The 18,589-nt window shown below is 56.5% G+C and carries 13 protein-coding genes; 11 read left to right on the top strand and 2 right to left on the bottom strand.

All coding sequences use genetic code 11. From position 1 onward, the window contains the following. Positions 1-3: 3 nt before the first annotated feature. Positions 4-891, bottom strand: a complete 888-nt coding sequence (locus IE111_RS18315; RefSeq protein ID WP_189611473.1) for a LysR substrate-binding domain-containing protein — start codon at positions 889-891, stop codon at positions 4-6. A gap of 100 nt (positions 892-991) precedes the next feature. Here IE111_RS18315 and IE111_RS18310 point away from each other — a divergent pair, with 100 nt between their 5' ends. Both IE111_RS18310 and IE111_RS18305 read left to right on the top strand, forming a co-directional pair. Further along, positions 992-2,014: a glutathione S-transferase C-terminal domain-containing protein gene (locus IE111_RS18310; protein ID WP_308427557.1), complete on the top strand. Its 1,023-nt coding sequence runs from the start codon at positions 992-994 to the stop codon at positions 2,012-2,014. Then, positions 2,011-2,646 (top strand): LysE family translocator, encoded by a 636-nt coding sequence (locus tag IE111_RS18305; protein WP_189611469.1) that lies wholly within the window; start codon positions 2,011-2,013, stop codon positions 2,644-2,646. The genes IE111_RS18310 and IE111_RS18305 overlap by 4 nt, the downstream gene beginning before the upstream one ends. 89 nt (positions 2,647-2,735) lie before the next feature. Here the strand turns inward: IE111_RS18305 and IE111_RS18300 are convergent, their stop codons facing one another. Continuing rightward, positions 2,736-6,605: a glycosyl hydrolase gene (locus IE111_RS18300; protein WP_189611467.1), complete on the bottom strand. Its 3,870-nt coding sequence runs from the start codon at positions 6,603-6,605 to the stop codon at positions 2,736-2,738. Positions 6,606-7,135: 530 nt separating this feature from the next. Here IE111_RS18300 and IE111_RS18295 point away from each other — a divergent pair. From IE111_RS18295 to IE111_RS18255, 9 genes are all read left to right on the top strand, one after another. Beyond that, the gene (locus tag IE111_RS18295) at positions 7,136-8,125 is read left to right on the top strand and encodes a chromate resistance protein ChrB domain-containing protein (protein WP_189611465.1); all 990 of its coding nucleotides are present in this window, start codon (positions 7,136-7,138) and stop codon (positions 8,123-8,125) included. Beyond that, a complete protein-coding gene (locus IE111_RS18290) occupies positions 8,110-8,802 on the top strand; it encodes a ferric reductase-like transmembrane domain-containing protein (protein WP_189611463.1) in 693 nt (230 codons plus the stop codon). The genes IE111_RS18295 and IE111_RS18290 overlap by 16 nt, the downstream gene beginning before the upstream one ends. Further along, entirely contained in the window at positions 8,799-9,698 is a 900-nt protein-coding gene (locus tag IE111_RS18285) for a TolB family protein (RefSeq protein WP_189611461.1), read from the top strand. The genes IE111_RS18290 and IE111_RS18285 overlap by 4 nt, the downstream gene beginning before the upstream one ends. Next, positions 9,695-10,786 (top strand): flagellar hook assembly protein FlgD, encoded by a 1,092-nt coding sequence (locus IE111_RS18280; RefSeq protein ID WP_189611459.1) that lies wholly within the window; start codon positions 9,695-9,697, stop codon positions 10,784-10,786. Before IE111_RS18285 ends, IE111_RS18280 begins: the two co-directional genes overlap by 4 nt. Before the next feature lie 128 nt (positions 10,787-10,914). Continuing rightward, positions 10,915-13,449, top strand: a complete 2,535-nt coding sequence (locus IE111_RS18275) for a FlgD immunoglobulin-like domain containing protein (protein WP_189611457.1) — start codon at positions 10,915-10,917, stop codon at positions 13,447-13,449. Positions 13,450-13,458: 9 nt separating this feature from the next. After that, positions 13,459-13,881 carry a hypothetical protein gene (locus IE111_RS18270; protein ID WP_189611455.1) on the top strand — a complete coding sequence of 141 codons (423 nt, stop codon included), beginning with the start codon at positions 13,459-13,461 and terminating at the stop codon, positions 13,879-13,881. Between the two features lie 17 nt (positions 13,882-13,898). Further along, positions 13,899-17,402: an RHS repeat-associated core domain-containing protein gene (locus IE111_RS18265; protein WP_189611453.1), complete on the top strand. Its 3,504-nt coding sequence runs from the start codon at positions 13,899-13,901 to the stop codon at positions 17,400-17,402. Beyond that, positions 17,393-17,929, top strand: a complete 537-nt coding sequence (locus IE111_RS18260; RefSeq protein WP_189611451.1) for a hypothetical protein — start codon at positions 17,393-17,395, stop codon at positions 17,927-17,929. Before IE111_RS18265 ends, IE111_RS18260 begins: the two co-directional genes overlap by 10 nt. Before the next feature lie 152 nt (positions 17,930-18,081). Then, positions 18,082-18,456, top strand: coding sequence for a hypothetical protein (locus IE111_RS18255; RefSeq protein WP_189611449.1), 375 nt, complete (start codon positions 18,082-18,084; stop codon positions 18,454-18,456). The last annotated feature ends 133 nt before the right edge of the window (positions 18,457-18,589 follow it).

Here is an 18,589-nt window from a genome sequence, read left to right as displayed (position 1 = left end):
AGCTCAGCGTAGCTCCGCCGTTTGCTTCCGCAGCCAGTGAGTGAAGTCACTGATGATTGGTTGATCGATCTGGCCCAGAGGCGCCACCAGCCAATGATACTGGCCCAATTCAATAGATTCCGAAACCGGTTGTATCAATTGACCTGTGGCTAATTCGGTCTCGGCCATTCTTTCGCTGACCAACGCCATTCCCTGTCCCTGGACTGCATGGGTTAACACCAAGTCGGTACTGGCCAGCCTGGTGCCCGATCCGTTCTTGGCATTCGCTCGCAAAGCCGGAATCATTCTTGACCATTGGGCATCAGGATCCTGATCGTGAAGTAATGGGAAATCCTGGATTGCATCAAGCGTCATTCCGGATGAATGCGGCTCGATCAGTGCAGGACTGCATACGACGATAAGCCGATCATTCATCAGTGGCAGGCAATCGCATTCCGGCCAGGGGCCCCGTCCCATTCGGATGCCGACATCGATACCGTCATGGCCCAATCGTGTTCGGGACTGGTCAAGCGTGATCCGGATGTCGACATCGGGGTGTCGCTGTTGAAAGTCCGGCAACCGTTTCATCAGCCAGCGATTGGCAAAGGTATGGGTGGTGACGATCCCCAGTGCGGGAGCTCGATACGCATTCAGCACACGTTCCGTTTCCCGTTCTATCCAATCCAGTGAGGAAGTCAGTGCCTGTTGATAGGTTTTTCCGACAGGCGTCAATCGCACCTGTCGTCCTGCCCGTTCAAATAGTCGAACGTCCAGCCAAGATTCCAGCTGACTGACCTGTCGACTGATTGCGCCATGTGTCACGCACAGTTCGTCGGCTGCTTTGTTCATACTTTCTAATCGAGCTGCCGCCTCGAACGCTTTCAGGCTGTTTAGTGGAGGGAGGTTTCTCATAGGTGAGAATTCCTGACATAAATGTTGGATAAAATCGATTTTATATCGCTATTTGCTCGCTTATTGTGTGATTAAATCTCACGAAATAGAAGGGCTTTTTATGGGAATGGTGCGATGCGGTCAGTGGGTAGACGACAACGAACTCTGGCAACAAGGGGCTTACATTCGGCCCGCCAGTCGCTATCAATCTCGGATCGACCCCCAATGGAGGCACCGGGCATTAGCCACCCCAGGTCGGTATTGGCTACTGGGCTCCTGGAGCTGCCCGTGGTCACATCGGGTCATGTTAGTGCGTGCACTGAGAGGCCTGGAATCCATTGTGCCGGTGCACATTACCGGAGGGCCAAAAAAAGAGGGGTACCCGGCCAACTGGGGGGAGCAATGGGTGGTACCGGGGACGGAACATGCAATTCACCATCTGCATGAGTTGTATGTCCTGAACGAGCCGAACTACACCGGCCGGGTGACCATCCCGGTACTGTGGGACCAGCGCGACCAAACCATAGTCAGCAACGAATCGTCGGAAATCATGACCGCTCTGGAATCTATGCCATCCCTGGGGCGTTCTCCGGACATGGACTTTCAACCCGCTTCTATGCGCACGGACCTGAGCGCTTTGAATGAAAAACTCTACCATCACTTATCGAACGGCGTTTACCGAAGTGGCTTTGCCGCCAATCAAACCGCCTACGAAGAGGCGGTCGAATCCGTCTTTCGAACACTAGCCTGGTTGGACATGCGATTGAGTAAACGCCGGTTTTTAATGGGGGACTGGTTGACCGAGGCCGACTGGCGATTGCTTCCCACCCTGGTCCGATTTGACATCGATTATGTTCAACACAGCCGTTGCGGCTATCGACGATTGGTGGACTACCCCAACCTGTGGGCCTATGCCCGGGAACTCTATCAGTGGCCCGGAGTGTCTGAAACGGTCCGCTTTGATCAGATACACGCGAGCAATTATTACGGAGAGCCTGTCATCCCCCGCGCCCCGTCACTGGACTGGGAGGCCGACCCCAACCGCCAGCATTTAGGGCCCATACGACTCGCCATCCGGCGTGGTGGATCCGTGGCGTTCGACCGTGTGAACGAGGTATCAGGCCAACCTGTGGTGGCGTCATGACGGCCTTGTGGAGTTTGGCATTGCTGATGGGGGCTACGTTGTTGGCACCTGGACCGAACAATCTGATCGTTTTTCATCGATCCAGTCAGGACAGCCTACGCAATGTTGTGATGCTAGTGGCCGGAGTACAAACGGGCGGTGTGATTCTGATCGGGTTCTGTTGGGTTGGCTTGTCGACTTTTCTGCTGAGCTATCCTGCCGCCATGTCCGTCCTGAAAGTTCTGGGATTGAGTTATCTGGTGTGGGTGGGGATGACGCTCTTGCGCTCGTCAGGCCAGGACGCTGAATCGACAGCGGCGCCCGTCAGGTACCTGGGGCGCTTCCGTTTTGTAGAGATTACGGTATTTCAGCTGCTCAATCCCAAGGCGTGGCTGATTATGACCTCGTTTATGGCCGGATTTGCTGATGTATCGTCATCCGTCAGTGCTGCTGTGTTGCATGCGGTCGTATTCTGGTTCGTATCCGGCGTAACGTTAATGATTTGGGTTGGCATGGGCGTGTCGGTTCGACGCTTTAACCGGCATCCGGGTGTTGGACGCCGGATTCAGCGAGTGACCGGTGGCCTGCTATTGGTACCCGCAAGCCTTGGTTTGTTATTCGTTGCATATGAGGCGGTGGCGTCGTGGCCATAAAGCCTTCTGCATCCGGCTGAGTGGAGAGGCTCCAAAAAAACGGGGCCTACAAGGCCCCAAAATATCCGAAGTCACAGGAGAGTAGACCTTCACGGATTGAAGACGTGTTCCTGCCAGGGCGTGTCATACGCTGTCCCGTCGATGACGGTAACGAAGAAATCCACACGGTCACCGGCATTCAAACCGGTGATGTCGTATTGGTGCCCACCTTCGACCGTTGCCATGCGCACATTCAACTGCCCGCCGTCGTTCACGGTGTAATGCAAATCCGCGATGCCGCCGGCCTGAACGCTGATGCGCAGTGTGGAGCCGTCGATCTCGGTCGCGCAGACATCGTCGCAGGGCGGTTGCTCGGGTTCACTGGGTGTCGCAAAGCTCGTGGTTCCAGACGAGGAGACATTGCCGGCGGCGTCGACCGCGACGACGGAGGCGTCGTAGGTCGTTTCCGGCGTCAGGGCATCGACCGTGAGGCTGTTGCTGGTCGCCAGGAAATTACCCCGACCCGGGATCGTTACTTCGTAGTGATCCACACCGACATTGTCCGTCGAGGCCGCCCAGTCCAGTCTGGCGCTGTCGTGTGTCAGGTCGCTCACCTTGATCGCACCGGGCCGGGTCGGAGCCTCGTTGTCCGGTTCGTCGATCGCCCCGCCACCGAAGACATGCTGGTCCCAGGCTGTGTCGTAGGCGGTGCCGTCGATCACGGTGAAGAAGTAGTCGATGACGTCCCCTTCAGCCAGGTTGCTGATGGTGTATTGATGGTCGTCGCCCACCGGTGTCATGCGCACGTTCTGTTGCGCACCCTGATTGACCGTGAAGTGCAGGTCGACGATATCGCCGGTCTTCGCGGTGACAATCAGGGCATCACCGTCCTCTTCCAGACAGAACTCGGTGCAACTGACGACCGGTGAGTCGGTGGTAAAGCTCAGGTTGGCGGCCGTTGAAGTCTGGCCCAGGGTATCCACGGCGACAACCGAGACAGTGTAGCTTGTATCGGCGGACAGGCCGGACAGCACTTGCTGGGTGCCTTCCGGATTGAATACCGAGACGATCGACCCCGATTCGGACAGAACCACTTCGTAGTGGGACACTCCGACATCGTCGCTGGCGGCGGACCAGGTCAGTGTGGCGCCAGTGTCGGTGATGTTGGTGCTGTCCAGTCCGGTCGGTTCGCTGGGCGGCTGGTCGGCGTCGGCGGGCCGGGTGGTGAAGTCGGTCGCGATCACGGCGGATTCGTTGCCGGCCGCGTCGCGGGCCAGAACCGTTACGCTGTAGGCGGTGTCCGGGTCCAGACCGGTCAGGTTCACGGCGGGGGCATCGGTGACGATTGTCGGTTCGGGGCCGAACGACACGGTGACTTCGTAATCGCTGACGCCCTGGTTATCGCTCGCCGCCGGCCAACTCAGCGAGGCGCTGGTCGAGCCGAGGGCGTCGTGAGAGATCGAACCTTCGAGCACCGGTGCTTCGGTGTCGGGTTCCAGATCGTCCGGCTGGTCGCCGGTGTGTTTGATGCCGAAGCTGTTCGGTTGCACGGCGATGGCCATGCCGTCCGAGAAGCTCACCAGAATGGGGGTGTTCGAATAGTTATAGGCCAGGTAGGTCAGTTGGCCGTTTTTCTCGAACACCAGCGCCGCCGGGTGGTCGGCGGTAACTTCACCCTTGCCGGAAACCAGATGTCCCAGTTCGTTGAAACTGTGGATCCAGTGGTAAGTGTGGGCCACGGTCTCGCCGGCTTCGACGTCGTAGTCGAAGTTCATGGTGTTGAAGTCGGCGATCGCCGCTTCCGGGTTGGTCATAGCCCAGATGTTCCACCAGACATCGCGCCACTGATCGTTCGGCAATCCGGACGGTTTGCCGTTGCCGGATTCACTGAGTCCCAGGTCGACATAGTCTTCCAGATAGTCCGGGTACTGGCCGATGTGCATCACCAGCGGATTCAGCGGCAGCCCCTGAATGCCGAGAATGTGGGCGTAGGCACCGCTGAACCAGGTGGAGAACACCATGCCGTTGCCCCAGATGATGGAGGTGGTCATCTTGTCGTACTCGGCCGGAAAGTTATCGCGCATACCGGTGTAACCGCGATAACGATCGAGATTGTTCCAGTATTCCCAGTAGGCCGCCGTCGATGAGGCATGCAGATAAATGCCGTGGTCGACCAGGTCTTCGTCGCCGGTGATCAGGCCATACAGAATGATGGCGCCGTAGGCGTTGGCCGCTTCGGAGGTGGACTCGTTGTTGTTGCCGAGCGCGAAGTTGGCGTGGCCGGACGCCCAGGAGAAGCCATTGGCCGGATCGAAATTGCGGGTGTAGGGGAAGAGGGGGTCGTCGCGGTCGGCGGCGTAATCCCGAATCAGCATGTCCACCATCGGACCCCAGGCATCGTCCGCGCACCAGCTTTTGTCGACGCGACAGATTTCGGCGGCGGCGCGCACGAAGTAGCCGTAATGAAAGTGGTGGTCGTTCAGTTGTTGCTGGGCGCCGAAGCTCTCGTCGTAGCCGAGCAGGGTGTTCCAGGTGTCGTCGTAGGAGAAGTATTTCGTGGTGTCCGCTTCGCCGTTGGTCTCGGCGGTGAACCAATTCTCCAGTTCGGCCTTGAGCCAGTTGATCAGTGCCTGGTGTTCGGCGGTCAAGCCGTGCGAATGTGCCAGCGCCGCCAGTTCCGCGACCTTGCCGTAGTTCTTGCCGGACCAGTAGGTGTCCGTTTTTGTGTTCCAGTTGGCTTCCCCCTGGTCGATGAATTCGCGGATCAATTGAGCGAGGGTATCCGGGTCGTAGCTACCACTGTCGCTGGCGGGCAGGGTGGGCAAAACACCGACGAAGGGCAGTTGGTATTGGAAGTCGCTGAGTTCGGCGAATCGGATGACACCTCGGGCGCTGCGGACGTGATAGTCCGAATTCAGCGGTGTGACCGCATTTTTCCAGTGCATCGGCATCAAGCCGGCCAGGGTATCGACCGGCGCGCCCTGGTTGAGATAACGGTGCTGCACGGTGACGTCCTGGGTGGTGTCGTCGACGGTGTAGTCGATGCGGACTTCGTCGATCCGGTTCAGGGCATAGGCCGAGAATTGATCGATCATCGCGGTGTCGGGCAGCGCCTCATCGACGGGCAACAGGGCGATGGTGAATCGGCCGCTGGCGTTATCAACCCGGGTCTGTTGCGCATCGGTATTGTCGAACTGGGTCGGACCGTCTCCGACAATCAGATAGGTGTTGCGGTTGCCCGCCACATCGGTCCAGACCCCGAGCGCGTTGTCGCTTTGGTGATAGATCCCTTTTTCGGGGCCTTCGATGGCTTTGGATTTCAACAGCAGGTCACCACTGAGGACATCGACGAACGCATAGGGAGAACCATGCACAAAGGTCGCGCGCATCACGGCCGTGCCGGCGTCCTGCCATTCCACGGTGACGCTGCCGTCGCTGTAATCGTAGAGCGAGGCCTCCAGTTGAGAGTGCTGGCTGTTGGCGATAGCCAAGCCGTCGAAGACTTCGCTGAACGGGTCCGGCACCGCGTAGATGTAGCTGTTGCCGTTCTGGTATTCGATGCCGCCGGGAATGCCGAGCATGCGAAAGCCCCGGTCGGAGATCCGGGCGGTGATCGGGTCTGGCGTGATGTAGCCGGCTTTGGAGACATCGTCGATCGGCATGTCGCCGTAGAAAGCGACCGAGCCCCACCAGCGGTGTGTGCCTGTCGGTTGGTCGGCGGCCGGGCCGGTCAGGTGCGGGTAGAGCCGGGTCGGGGTGCCGATCGGTCCGTTCTGTTCATCGCAGCCGTCGATGGCGGGTTCGACCACGCCGGCGTTGTGGATCCAGGTGCCGTGATCGATACTGCAGGTGTACCCCTCGGGATTGGGCTGATCGGCGATACTGCCCTGGCCGACCGGGACGGTGGCGGCCGAGGCCAGGGTTGTGGTCAGGCCGGCGATCAAGCAGATCACGCCGGCGCGTCTGGCGTGTGTTGGCATAATGCTTTCCTTCTTGTTTTTGTTGGGTTGGCTTCTTCTTATGCATAATGAAAGCGCTTACATACCTTAAAGAAAGCTGTTTAAAAAACAAGCATTGGACATCGGAAATGTGACATACCGCCGTGTTTGGGGATTGAGGATTGTCTTGAGATGGCTATTAAAATTGGGGCGAGAACTATCTTCTTGCCTACGTATCGGGCTGAATCCGGCGATCTTGACTGGCCGCCAACAGAAAATGGCACCTGATCGAGGTGGAGTGTTTCCGTTTTTTAGGGGTATCCCATTGCGGTCACTTTGCCTGTACCACCATAGTTATAGTACAGCGAATATCACCGATGGTTTTTGTAGAACACATCACATTTACCCGATTGGCCTCTTTATATAAGAAGGACAATCGATACGGTAAACCACCGCAGGCTTCCTGTCTTGCAGTCTGGATGCCAGTTCGGCCTTGATCTCCGTTAATACCAATCAGGCCCAATCTGAGCTGTAACCAATACTCATGACTGAAGCATGGATGATTTCCAAGGATGCGTTATTTTGTAATCGCGCTTGTTACTCTAGCGACACTGTCCGGCATTGCCTTCGGTGTCGTCGATTCGGTTCAACAATCCCGGACCAAAACCTATGTGACCTGGGAAAGTCTGGAACCGGATAGCTGGGCCTCCGCCTGGCTGATCAATCGCCACATTGATCCCGAAGCTCACATTGAAATTCGCCCGTCTGGTGACGCATTGGTCGACGGCATCGCATTCGGTGTCCCCAAGGCTCAGTACAAACGAACCGCCGATCAATCCACCTTTCAAAGCCTGCTCACCCTGGTTGAGGATTCCGATCCAACCCTTCACCGCATGGGCGAACTACTTGCCACCATCGAAACGACAGCCTGGTATGCTGGAAGTGATCCGCTTGTGAACAGTGTGGAGCGGCACTTTCGAAGTATGCAGGACCGGCACGGTCGAGCCTATGTGCCCGTTGGCTGTTACGGTGAATTCTTCGACACCCTCTATACGGAACTGGCCAACGACACCGAGCCGAATTCACTCGATCAATCGCTCAGTCAGGCAATTCAAAAGCAGGGCTGTAAAACCGCTCCGGCGTTGGTTCAGCGTGTGGGGGCTCGCCGTGTGGCTGAATTGCCCATCGATCAGGTGTTGTCGGAAATAGCGACGGAAAAAGACGTGGTGTTCGTGGACACCCGTGAACCGGCCGAATACGCAAAATCCCACATTCCCGGTGCGATCAACATCCCCATGCGGGACTTGACGCCCAATGTCTATGATCGCTTGAAACAGGCGGATCGTGTGATCAGTTATTGCGTGAAGGACTTTAGAGGGTACGAGGTCGCCCGCTTGATGCTGGAAAACGGCGTAACCGGGGCTGCCGTCATGAAACCTCACGGTTTGTCCGGCTGGAAGGCATCGGGCCTGCCCATCAACGAAGCAGGCATGTCTGAGCAGCTTGCTAGCCAACAGTTGTCATTGTGCGCCAAGGATCGAAACGTATGCGGACTCAACTGATCAACTCGCCTTTTGGGAGGCTACCCAATGGGCTTAACCTCCTCGGCCGGATGATCTGGATCGCCATTCTGATCTTGCCCTGGGCCTGGTGGTACAGTACGACGGATGTGACTACCTACTGGCAATACGGCGCACCCCCGGGGCAGGTCTGGTATGTCTTATCCAAGCTGTTCGGTCTTTATGCGGCTGTTTTGTTATGGCTGCAAGCACTATGCGGACTATTGAAACCCACGCCCTATGCTGCCTGGCTGCCATCTTGGGCTCGAGCACGGCATGGCATTCTGGGGGCAATATCCGTCCTGGTGGTCACCGCCCACATTGGCAGCTTCGTCATGGCTGTGTCGTTGCGCAAGAACAGCATCGAATGGCCATTGCTTTTACCCAATGTAAAAGACTTTTATCACGCATCGATCACGGTGGGACTGACCGCTTTTTTTCTCCTATTGCTGGCCGCCACAGCCGCTGGTCTGCGAAATAGGATCGGCCCGATTTGGCGCCGGGTGCACCGGCTGATGCCGGGGGTTATCGCACTGGGTCTGTTACACGGCTTCCTGATTGGCACGGAAACCCGTTATGGTTTTTATACCGTGTTTTACAGCGCCCTGGCTCTGACATTCATATTGGCGTTGGTGGCCAGATGGCGTACAGCCAGAGTTATTAAAAGGGCTCTGTCATGATTCCTTTCAGCGTTCGCACGTTATCCGTCGGTTTACTGCTCTGGGCCGCCTCGAATCAGGTGTACGCCAACTGTTCGCAATGGCCGGCAGGCATGACATTTGTCGGACTGACCGAACATGGCTGGCAAACCTATGGCGTTCTGGACCCTGCGAAAGGGCCGCAAGTCTTCGATCTGAACGCCGAAGCCAGAACACCGGTGATGGCATCACAACACGCCAAACTCGCCTATCTGGACGAAGCGGGCAATGTTCTCGTCGCGTCGCCGCTCGGTAATCAGAGCGAAACATGGCTTGAGCCCTCCACCGAATTCGCCTACGCCCAGCCTGAATGGAACCGGGCCAACAACCGGTTGTACCTGGTGCAGCTCAAGGAAGGACAAAGCGTCGATACGGACATTGTCGAGTTCGATCCAGTCCACCGATCACTGACCCCCGTTATTACGCAGCGGTCGGCGCAATTCGAGCCTTATTTGGCCGATCCGTGGCTTTACTACAGCAATGTCCATTGCGTACTGGGGTGCGGAAAAATCATCCAGGAAGTCTGGCGCTACCACGTCCAGAGCGGAACGGCGGAACAAATCACCTTACAGAATTCAATCAGCCGGGAACCCGCGGTGGACGACTCGGAATCTTGGTTGTATTTCAGCGGCAACGCGGCCGGGCATTTCCATATCTACCGACAATCGTTGCAGGAAGGCGATGCCGCCAGGGCCGAAAAGATTACACACGGCGCGGTTACCGACCTTTCTCCGGCACCGGTCGACAATCGCCTTTATTTCGTTCGCCGTGATGCGAGGGGCTCTGCGCTTATGTGTCGAAACGAGAGCGGTCAACTACACACCATGGACACGCCCGCCGGCGTTAAGGACATTCGGGATTTGGAGATTCGAAAATGATCCATCGGGTAATCGTGGCCGTGATCGGTCTGGGTATGTCACTGAATGGTTTGGCCTCGGTCGGCCTGCAGGATTATGAGCGACATGAGTTCAATCCGTCCCGCGGCCAGACGTTCGAAATCCCGGTCGAGATCGAGCAAACCGGACGAGTGGAGGTCCGGATATTCTCGGCGGATGGCGATCGGGTGAGGACTCTATCGTCTGACCAGCCCCTCGACGCCGGGATTCATCGATTGACCTGGGATGGTAAGGACAGCGAGGGCAGCGTAGTGCCCAATGAAGCCTTTGTTCCTGTGCTGAGTTTCAAACCAACCGATAGCGAAGCCGAAAGCCAGACGTACGATCCTCGTACCTTCAGTGGCGGCGAGGAAATCCGAGTGAACCCTCGGGTCGAGTCGTCCGGCCGCATTGTCTTTGAGTTGGAGCAACCTGCGCGCATTTTGGCCCGAGCCGGTGTCCGCTCCGGTCCGATGATGGCCCCCATCCTGAATTGGGGTGTGCGCGGCCCCGGTCGCAATGTGATCAACTGGAACGGGCAGGACCGGGACAACCTGGTGGATCTGATCGACCATGAACAATTGGCCTTGCTGGTCACTGGCTTTGAACTGCCAAGACACAGCATCCTGACCACGGGTAATCGGAATCTGGATTACACCACCTGGCGCCAGAACCATGGTTGGACGTCACAGATGCCGGATTTCAGCCAGGTTCCGCTGGAACGCGATGGCCGGCGGATCTCCCGTCATTACTACCTGCCGCGTTCCGTCGACATCGACCCGAGAGTGACGCTCGACATCCGCGACGACCTGCCCGTCAACGAGGCGGGCATCCCCGTAGTGACCGGTCCGGTGTCGTTGCGGGTCGGCATGCACGAAGACGATCGCTGGGCCATGCAGCAGAGCCTGTACGAGGTCGCGTTTTTCGTCGATCAGACTTTCGTCTCCGAAGAAGAACAAGGGTATGTACCGCTGACTTGGCGTTGGAACCCGGCGGGGCTGTCACCGGGCATGCACCTGGTCACAGTCAACATCTCGGGATTCAACGGCCAGGTCGGGGTTAGGAGTCTGCGTATTTTCATTCCGGAATAAACGCGGTATCCGGCGAAACAAACTTATACCACCGCCCGCTTCAAGGAGGGCTGACAGGATAATCAGGGGTGAACATGATAAATGGATACCGCGACCGCGCTCGATGGACCGGCTGTTCGAGCCATGTGTTGAAAAGACTGTTGGCGACTCCGGTCGTCCTATTGTTATTGTGGCAAGCGCCCTCGGCGCACGCTTTCTGGTGGTGGCACCCCGCGTTCGACGTGACCATCGAAACCACCACCAACGGCCAGGACGCCGACCAGCCTCCCGGCCCGGAAGTGCTGTTGGGCAGCCCCGTCACCTGGACCTACACCGTCACGAACACGGGCAAGGCCACCTTGCAGCAGGTGGATGTCTTCGACCGGACTCCCGATCCGGACCACTGGTTCGGTCGGGTGGAGCATATATGCCGCATCGACAAGCTCAAGCAGGGTGATACGCAATCCTGTACCCGCACGGGGGTCGCCCAAGTAGGCCAGTACGAAAATACCGGGATCGCCCTGGCGCGAGGCAACCGCTGGTGGCACCGCGCACGAGACGCCGACCCCAGTCATTACCTCGGGACTTTGGGTAATCCATCCATCGAACTGGAAAAAAGCACCGAAGGCCAGGATGCCGACGCAGCCCCCGGCCCGGAACTGACCGTCGGTGAGCCCGTCGAATGGACCTTCACGGTGCACATTACCGGCGATGTGGACCTGACCGAACTGGTCATTACAGACGAGCGAGTGCTGCCGTCCCAAGGGGATCCGATCGACGTGTGTGAGATCGACACACTGACGGTCGGTGAAAGCCGGAGCTGCCGGATCACCGATGAAGTGAGCGAAGGTCAGTACAAGAACCTCGGCCGGGTATCGGCACATGGCCTGGGCGACAGCACGGTCGAGGATGATGACCCCAGTCATTATCTGGGTGTAGCCGATGCGCTGGCGGCCTTGCCCTCGGCCCAGCCCACCGAAGGCAACGCCCCCTTGGTTGTCACATTCACGCCCGATGCCAATACCCAGACAGCCATCGTTCGTTACGAATGGGATTTTGAGGGTGACGGTACCTATGACCGAAGCGAAACCGTGGGACGCGACCAGACATTCACCTATCAGACTCCCGGCGAATACGACGCCACGCTCCGGGTAACCGACAGCGAGGGCGAACAAGCCACCGGCCAGGTGCGCATCTCCGTTGGTAATGAACCGCCGGATGTATCCGTTGACCTGAACCCGTCCAACGGTCAGATCCCGCTGACGGTCACCTTCAATGCCACAGCTACGGACGAGGACGGCATCGATCGCTTCGAGTGGGACTACGACGGCGATGGCACTTACGACGACACCACGACCTCGGGCACCACAACTCACACTTACGAAACGGAAGGCACCTTCCAAGCTCGGCTGCGCGTGACCGACACCCTCGGCGCGGCGACCGAGATCACCGTGCCGACGCTTAATGTCAGTGCCCTGCCGGCTGGCAGCCCGAGCGTCACCGTATCGGCCTCGCCCGATACAGGCAATCCACCGCTTAACGTCAGCCTGACGGCCACAGCCGAGGACCCGAACGGCGAACCAATCGATCAATACGAGTGGGATCTGGACGGCGACGGCGTCTACGACCAGACCACCGCCGACGCCTCGCTCACGACGACCTACGCACAAATCGGCACTCTGTACCCACGAGTACGGGTAACCGACGCCGAAGGGTTGCAGGCCAGCGATACAGTGCGCGTGTTTGTCGAACCGGGTGTGGATCTGAGCGTCGGTACCGACACGTTGGACCCCTTGAACGGCGAAACGGTCGGCGTCGAGACCACCCTGGGCGGAGAAACCGACGTCAGCCTGGTCATAGAAGACGGAAACGGCCAGATCGTACGGACCCTGGTGCCCTTCACCACCCGTGCGGCCGGGAACTACGAGGACGCCTGGGATGGCCGGAACGATGCCGGAGAGGTGGTATCCGAAGGAGAATATCGGGCGATCCTCCTGTATAGGCTCGACGGTCGGACGGAGCGTCTCGACCTGGCCCTGGCATCCGGCGGCGTGCAGAGCAACCCGCCACGCAGCTCGATTCCGTCGAGCTTCTCACCGCTGGCTGGCGACCCGCTCGATATCACCTTCACACTCGACCGCGCCTCAGAGGTCACTGCCTTCATGGGCTTGTTCAACGTCAATACCCGGTTGGTGACCTTCCTGCAGCGTCGGCCGCTGGGTCGCGGTTCCCACACCATCACTTGGAACGGCGAGAACGCCGACGGTCAATTGATCGAAGCACCGCCAGGCGACCGCTTCCTGTTCGGCATTTTCGCCTACACCCTGCCGGATAACGCCATCTACGTGCGCAGTGGCGTGCATGTGGCCTCCGTTACCGCCGAGCCATCCATTCTGCAGCCAACCCAGAACACGCCCGAAGGGCCGGCTGTCAGCCGGATAACGGTTAATCTGAACCGGGCCGGCCGGGTGCGACTGGTCATCAACGATGCCGAGAGCGGCCAGGATGTCGCCGAGTTCGAGTACGTCGACCTCTCCGCCGGCGACAACACCCTGACCTGGGATGGCCGCGACAACGACGGGCACTTCGTCGCGCCGGGCACCTATCGACTGGGTGTGACCGGTCTGGACGACAACGGCTACGAATCCATCACCGTGTATGCTCTGCAACGCGTTTACTACTAAGGGGGAGCGATGATGTTGGTCACAAGCTTTTACCGATTCAGATCCATTCTCGCTGGCCTTTTGCTTGCAGGGCTCTCGCTGTCCGTATTCGCCCAGGAACTGACACCGGCGCACTACGTCAAGATGGATATCGCTGTCCGTCAGGCCACGCTCGAGGGTGTCGAAGAAAGACTGGCTTTGCTGGGAGCCGGTGTTGAGCAGGATGTCATCCAACAACGCGACGAAGATACCCGGCAGACCATAACGGCCCTCTATAGGCAATACGGCACGACAGCCTCGCAAGCCGTCGCCTGGGCGACCCGGCACCGCGAGGCAATCGAAGACTGGTTGGCTGAACACCCGGGCTACCAATCGGAATACCATCGCCTGGCGCGATCGCTCGATGCCGCCTCGAATAAACTGCAAGCGTTCGCTTCATCCACGGACCGGTAACTCAGGGAGAATCGACCATGAACAGCGTTTTATCCGCAACACCCTATCGCCTTGACCGATTCGCCAATGGCCTGCTGGCGTGTCTGTTTCTATTGATCGGCCTGACCGTCTTCATGCCAGCACAGGCCTATCATTTTCCCTGGGACCAGGGGCACGACACCACCGAACCCAACCAACCGGACGATCCGGGACCGTGTGAAGGCGGGGAGTGCGAAAACGATCCGGACAATTGCGACAGCCAGGGGTCGCCTGTCTATTTGTCAACCGGCCACTTCATCTGGCAGGAGACCGACGTCCAGCTCAAGGGGCGCCCGACTCTGGCGGTGACCCGGACGTTCAACTCGCACGACCCAAGGGTTGGTCCTCTGGGCGCCGGCTGGAGCATGAGTTGCGACCAGGGCCTGGTCTTCAATTACAAGTACACCGGCGGCAATACCAGCGACTCCTTTATCCCGCAATACGTTCGCCGCCTACCCAATGGCAAACGTTACGTCTACACCGAACAGGACGACGGCACATTCAAGGCTCCGGGCCTGTTCGACGTGGTGACCCGGCTGAGCAACGGGAAAGCGAGATTGGAAGAACGCGACGGCCGCTATAAGATTTATAACAAGGACGGTAACCTGCAAACGGAAGTGGACCGCAATGGCAATGCCATTCACTACAGCTATGACGACCAGGGCCGGTTGGTCCAGAAAGCCGATGACCATGGCCGTTCGCTCAACTACGACTACAACACCAACGGACTGATCACCGCCATACGCGATCATACCGGCCGCGAATGGCAATACGACTACGACCAGGATGGCGAGCTGGTGGCCGTAACGGATCCCACTGGTGGCGTACGCCGATACGACTATACTGACTATAGTCCGGTCGGCGACGGCCACACCTATGCCCACCTGACCCGGATCACGGACGCCAGCGGTGTGGTCGAAACCTCCGTCACTTATGACGGTACAAAAGTCGCCACCTATACCGAATACGAAAACACCTTCACCTATCAATACGACCCGGCCAACAACCGTACCACCAAGACCGACAGCCAGGGCAGTCAGTGGGTGTTCACCTACAACGAAACCGGCCAGTACACACGCATCGACGCGCCACTGGGTCGCACCGTTCAATACGACCGCGACGATGACAGCCTGGTCACCCGTTATGTCGGCCCCATGGGAACGGAATATCACTTCACCTACGACGAGTACGGCAACCAGCTGACCCGCACCGACGAGCGCGGCACGGTAACGACCCAATACGATGACGAGGGCCATCCCTGGCCCTTGAGCGTTCAGACCCGCAGCGGCCGCACCACGACCCTGGCCTATGACGATCAAGGCAACCCGCTGACCGTTACCGATCCAGCCGGCGAGGTAACAACACTAAGCTGGACCGAGAATGGCGACCTGGCGCAAACCACCAACGCACTGGGCCACCAGACCCAATTCACCTACAACGACCACGGGTTACCGCTGACCGCCACCGACGCTCTGGGACGGACCACCCAGTACCAGTACGATGCCCGAAACAACCTGATCCAGATCGTCAACCCGGCCGGAGAAACCCAGAGCTTCCAATACGACGAACGGGACCGGCTGATCAGCGCGACCGACGGCAACGGTGACACCACCACCTACGCCTACGACGCCGCCGGCCGGCGGACCCAAGTCACCGCGCCCAATGGGGAGAGCGTCCAGTACGATTACGACACCTTCGGTCGATTGAACCGAAGAACCTTCTACGACGGTACCGTGACCGAATACACTTATCGCAGCGACAACCTGTTGGCGAGCATCACCCGCCCGGGTGGTGTGGTGATTACCCACGATTACGACGATGCCAAACGCCTGGTGCAAAAATCCATCGGCAACGAAGATACCTACTCCTACGCCTACAATGATCGGGACCAACAGGTCCGCGCTGAAAACAATACCGGCGTCGTCACCTTGGAATACGACGCCTTTGGTCGCAAAGTCAGCGAGACCGTCAATGGAGAAACCACGACTTACCAATACAACGCCGAGGACGAGACCACCCAATTGGCTGGACTGGGCATCACTCAAAGCCAAACGTACAACGTGAAAGGTCTGCTCAGCCAACTGGACGTCGACGGCACCCTGTACCAATACACCTACGACGCTCTGAACCGGCTGACTGCATTGGACCGTAACGCCGCTAACAGTAGCCTGTCCTACGATGCCGCCAACCAACTAAGCCAGATCGATCATGGCAATGGCCTGCGTAGCCACGACTATCAATACGACCCGGCCAGCCGTGTCAGCCAATGGCAAGGCGTCGCCGATGAAACAAGAGCCTTCGACTACGACGATACCGGCCGCCTGACCGACGTTCAGTCTCCCAGCCATCCCGAATCCTTCAGCTACGACGCCTTGGGCAATCGACTGAACAACAACGCCCAATATGACGCCGCCAATCGGCTGCTCGAAGACGATACGCACAGCTACACCTACGACATCAACGGCAATCGAATCGAGAAGATTGATAAAACCACCGGCGAGGTGGAGCGATATACCTACAACAACCTCGATCAATTGGTAAGCTACCAGGCTTATCCAAACGACGATGCGGATACCCAGCCTACGGTCGATTACAGCTATGCCTATGGTCCGATGGGACGCCGTTGGTCCAAGCAGAACAATCTGGGGACCGAAGCCACGGAATTTTATTGGTCGGGCACGCATCTGGTCGGCGAAACCCGAAACGGGACTGAGCGGCGTTACATACTGGAAGGCCTAACACCGGTCGGGTTTGTGGAGAACGGTGAGGCCTATCATTACCTTCGGGATCACTTGGGCACGGCACATGAAGTCGTGGGCAGCAGTGGAACAATGGTTTGGCAAGCTGACTATCGAGCATTCGGAAAAATGTCAAATAGCGTGAACACAGTTGAAAACAGACTGCGCTTCCCGGGGCAGTACTTCGACAGTGAAACGGGGCTACACTATAATCTTAATCGCTACTTTGATCCTGGTAGTGGCCGCTATACAACTGACGACCCTATTGGTGTAAAAGGTGGGGTAAACGTTTATCAATACGCTGCAAACAATCCAATAAACATAATTGATCCCTTTGGTTTATATACTGTCGCAGGTGGTGCTAATTTTTCATTTGGATGGGGGGCTGGAGCGACCTTCGGATTAAATCTAGTTTCAGATGGGAATCAAAATATAGGTATACAATTTGTCTCAGGTGGAGGTGGAGATACTCCAGGTGCTTCGGCTACGGGAAGTATAGAGTATACTACAGCAGAAACTATTTATGATTTAGAAGGATTTGGCAGTCAAACTGCAGTAGATGGCGGAGAAGTCATAGTTGGTGAAGCAGGAGCGATGTTTGGCAACGGCTTTAGTGGCGGCTATGCAGCGCTTGGACTTGGAGTTGGAACCCCAGTTGGAGCTTCAGGCTATGTAACTGATACGACAACGCTCATTTCATTTAACTATGGAGGTATTGTTGATTTCTTTTCCTCCTTATTTGGAAAGGATTCTAAATGTCAATGAATTACTTGCAAGCAACCTGGATCCTGACAATAGTGTTTATTGCGGGATCCTTTCTGTCGCTATTGATATATATTATTTTAAAGACTTCAAAAGTTATTTCTCATGATAGCCCAAAAGGATCCGATGTAAAGAAAGCAGGAATAACAATAATCTTGCTTATTGCAGCACCCATTATTTCATTCCACACGGTAAATTATATATACAAAGGAAAAATACAATTCATATCTGATTGCAAAGATGTTAATGTCCTGTTGAACGGAACCCAAGTAAAAGATAGTTCTGTATTAACAGAATCATTAAACAATTTATCCCAAACAAAAAGAAGTGGTTCCAGACCGACTAAGACATATAGGTTAGAGCTATATTGCCAAGGTAAGAGCATTGCACTAGTTCTAAAGCAAGACTCGAGAGACCCAGAGCTTTACTGGGTTTATCCCAATCTACTATTTCATGGTGGTTTAGGGTATGCCCATATTAAGGAGTTCAATAACTATCTTGATCTAAATCATAGAAGTCAGAGTGATTGATTTTGCAGGGTAATAGGCTTTTCACCAAGATCTACAGCAAGCGGAACCGGATCAATTATGGCAACAACGTGCGCAACTACAGATATAAATACCGCGAAGGTGGAGTTAACGGTTGTGGTTGTGACTAATAACCAATTCGGGAAGGGTTGGAAATGAAAACTTATCCAGATAAAAACACGGAGCCTAATTCTTCCGTTGGGTTTGAGATTGACAATGCCTATGTAACCTTAAAATCAATAACTCGTATCCTTAGTAGTATTGATGAGGTCACCGAAGTTGATAGACGGAAATTGTTCAGCAAGTGGGATGATATCCATATTTGGTTTAAATACCTAAACCACCAATGTGTTGTAATGGAACCATTTGGAGACAATAGTCGGTATTGGATTGGCCCCAACAACCCTAAAGAAGGTCTTGATTTTAGTAATATTGAAGCTGCTTTCAAACAATACAAACCGCCGCTTTCGGCAAAATTATTTGGCGACTTAATAACGCTCAACTTCAATTCGTTATTCAAAGGCTATTAGGCCCTTGACTTTGAGATTGTGGACTGCAGTCAAGCCACTTGAGGTCTTATTGGAACAGATTGTTGGACAGAGATTTAGTAGTCCGTTATCCATTAATTGGCAGACCCGTGGCCGACAGGGTTGAAAATTACTG

The organism is Saccharospirillum salsuginis, from assembly GCF_014651855.1.
GTDB lineage: Bacteria > Pseudomonadota > Gammaproteobacteria > Pseudomonadales > Natronospirillaceae > Saccharospirillum > Saccharospirillum salsuginis.
The sequence above is the reverse complement of the archived record's forward strand: the minus strand, read 5'-3'. Positions and strand labels throughout refer to the sequence as shown.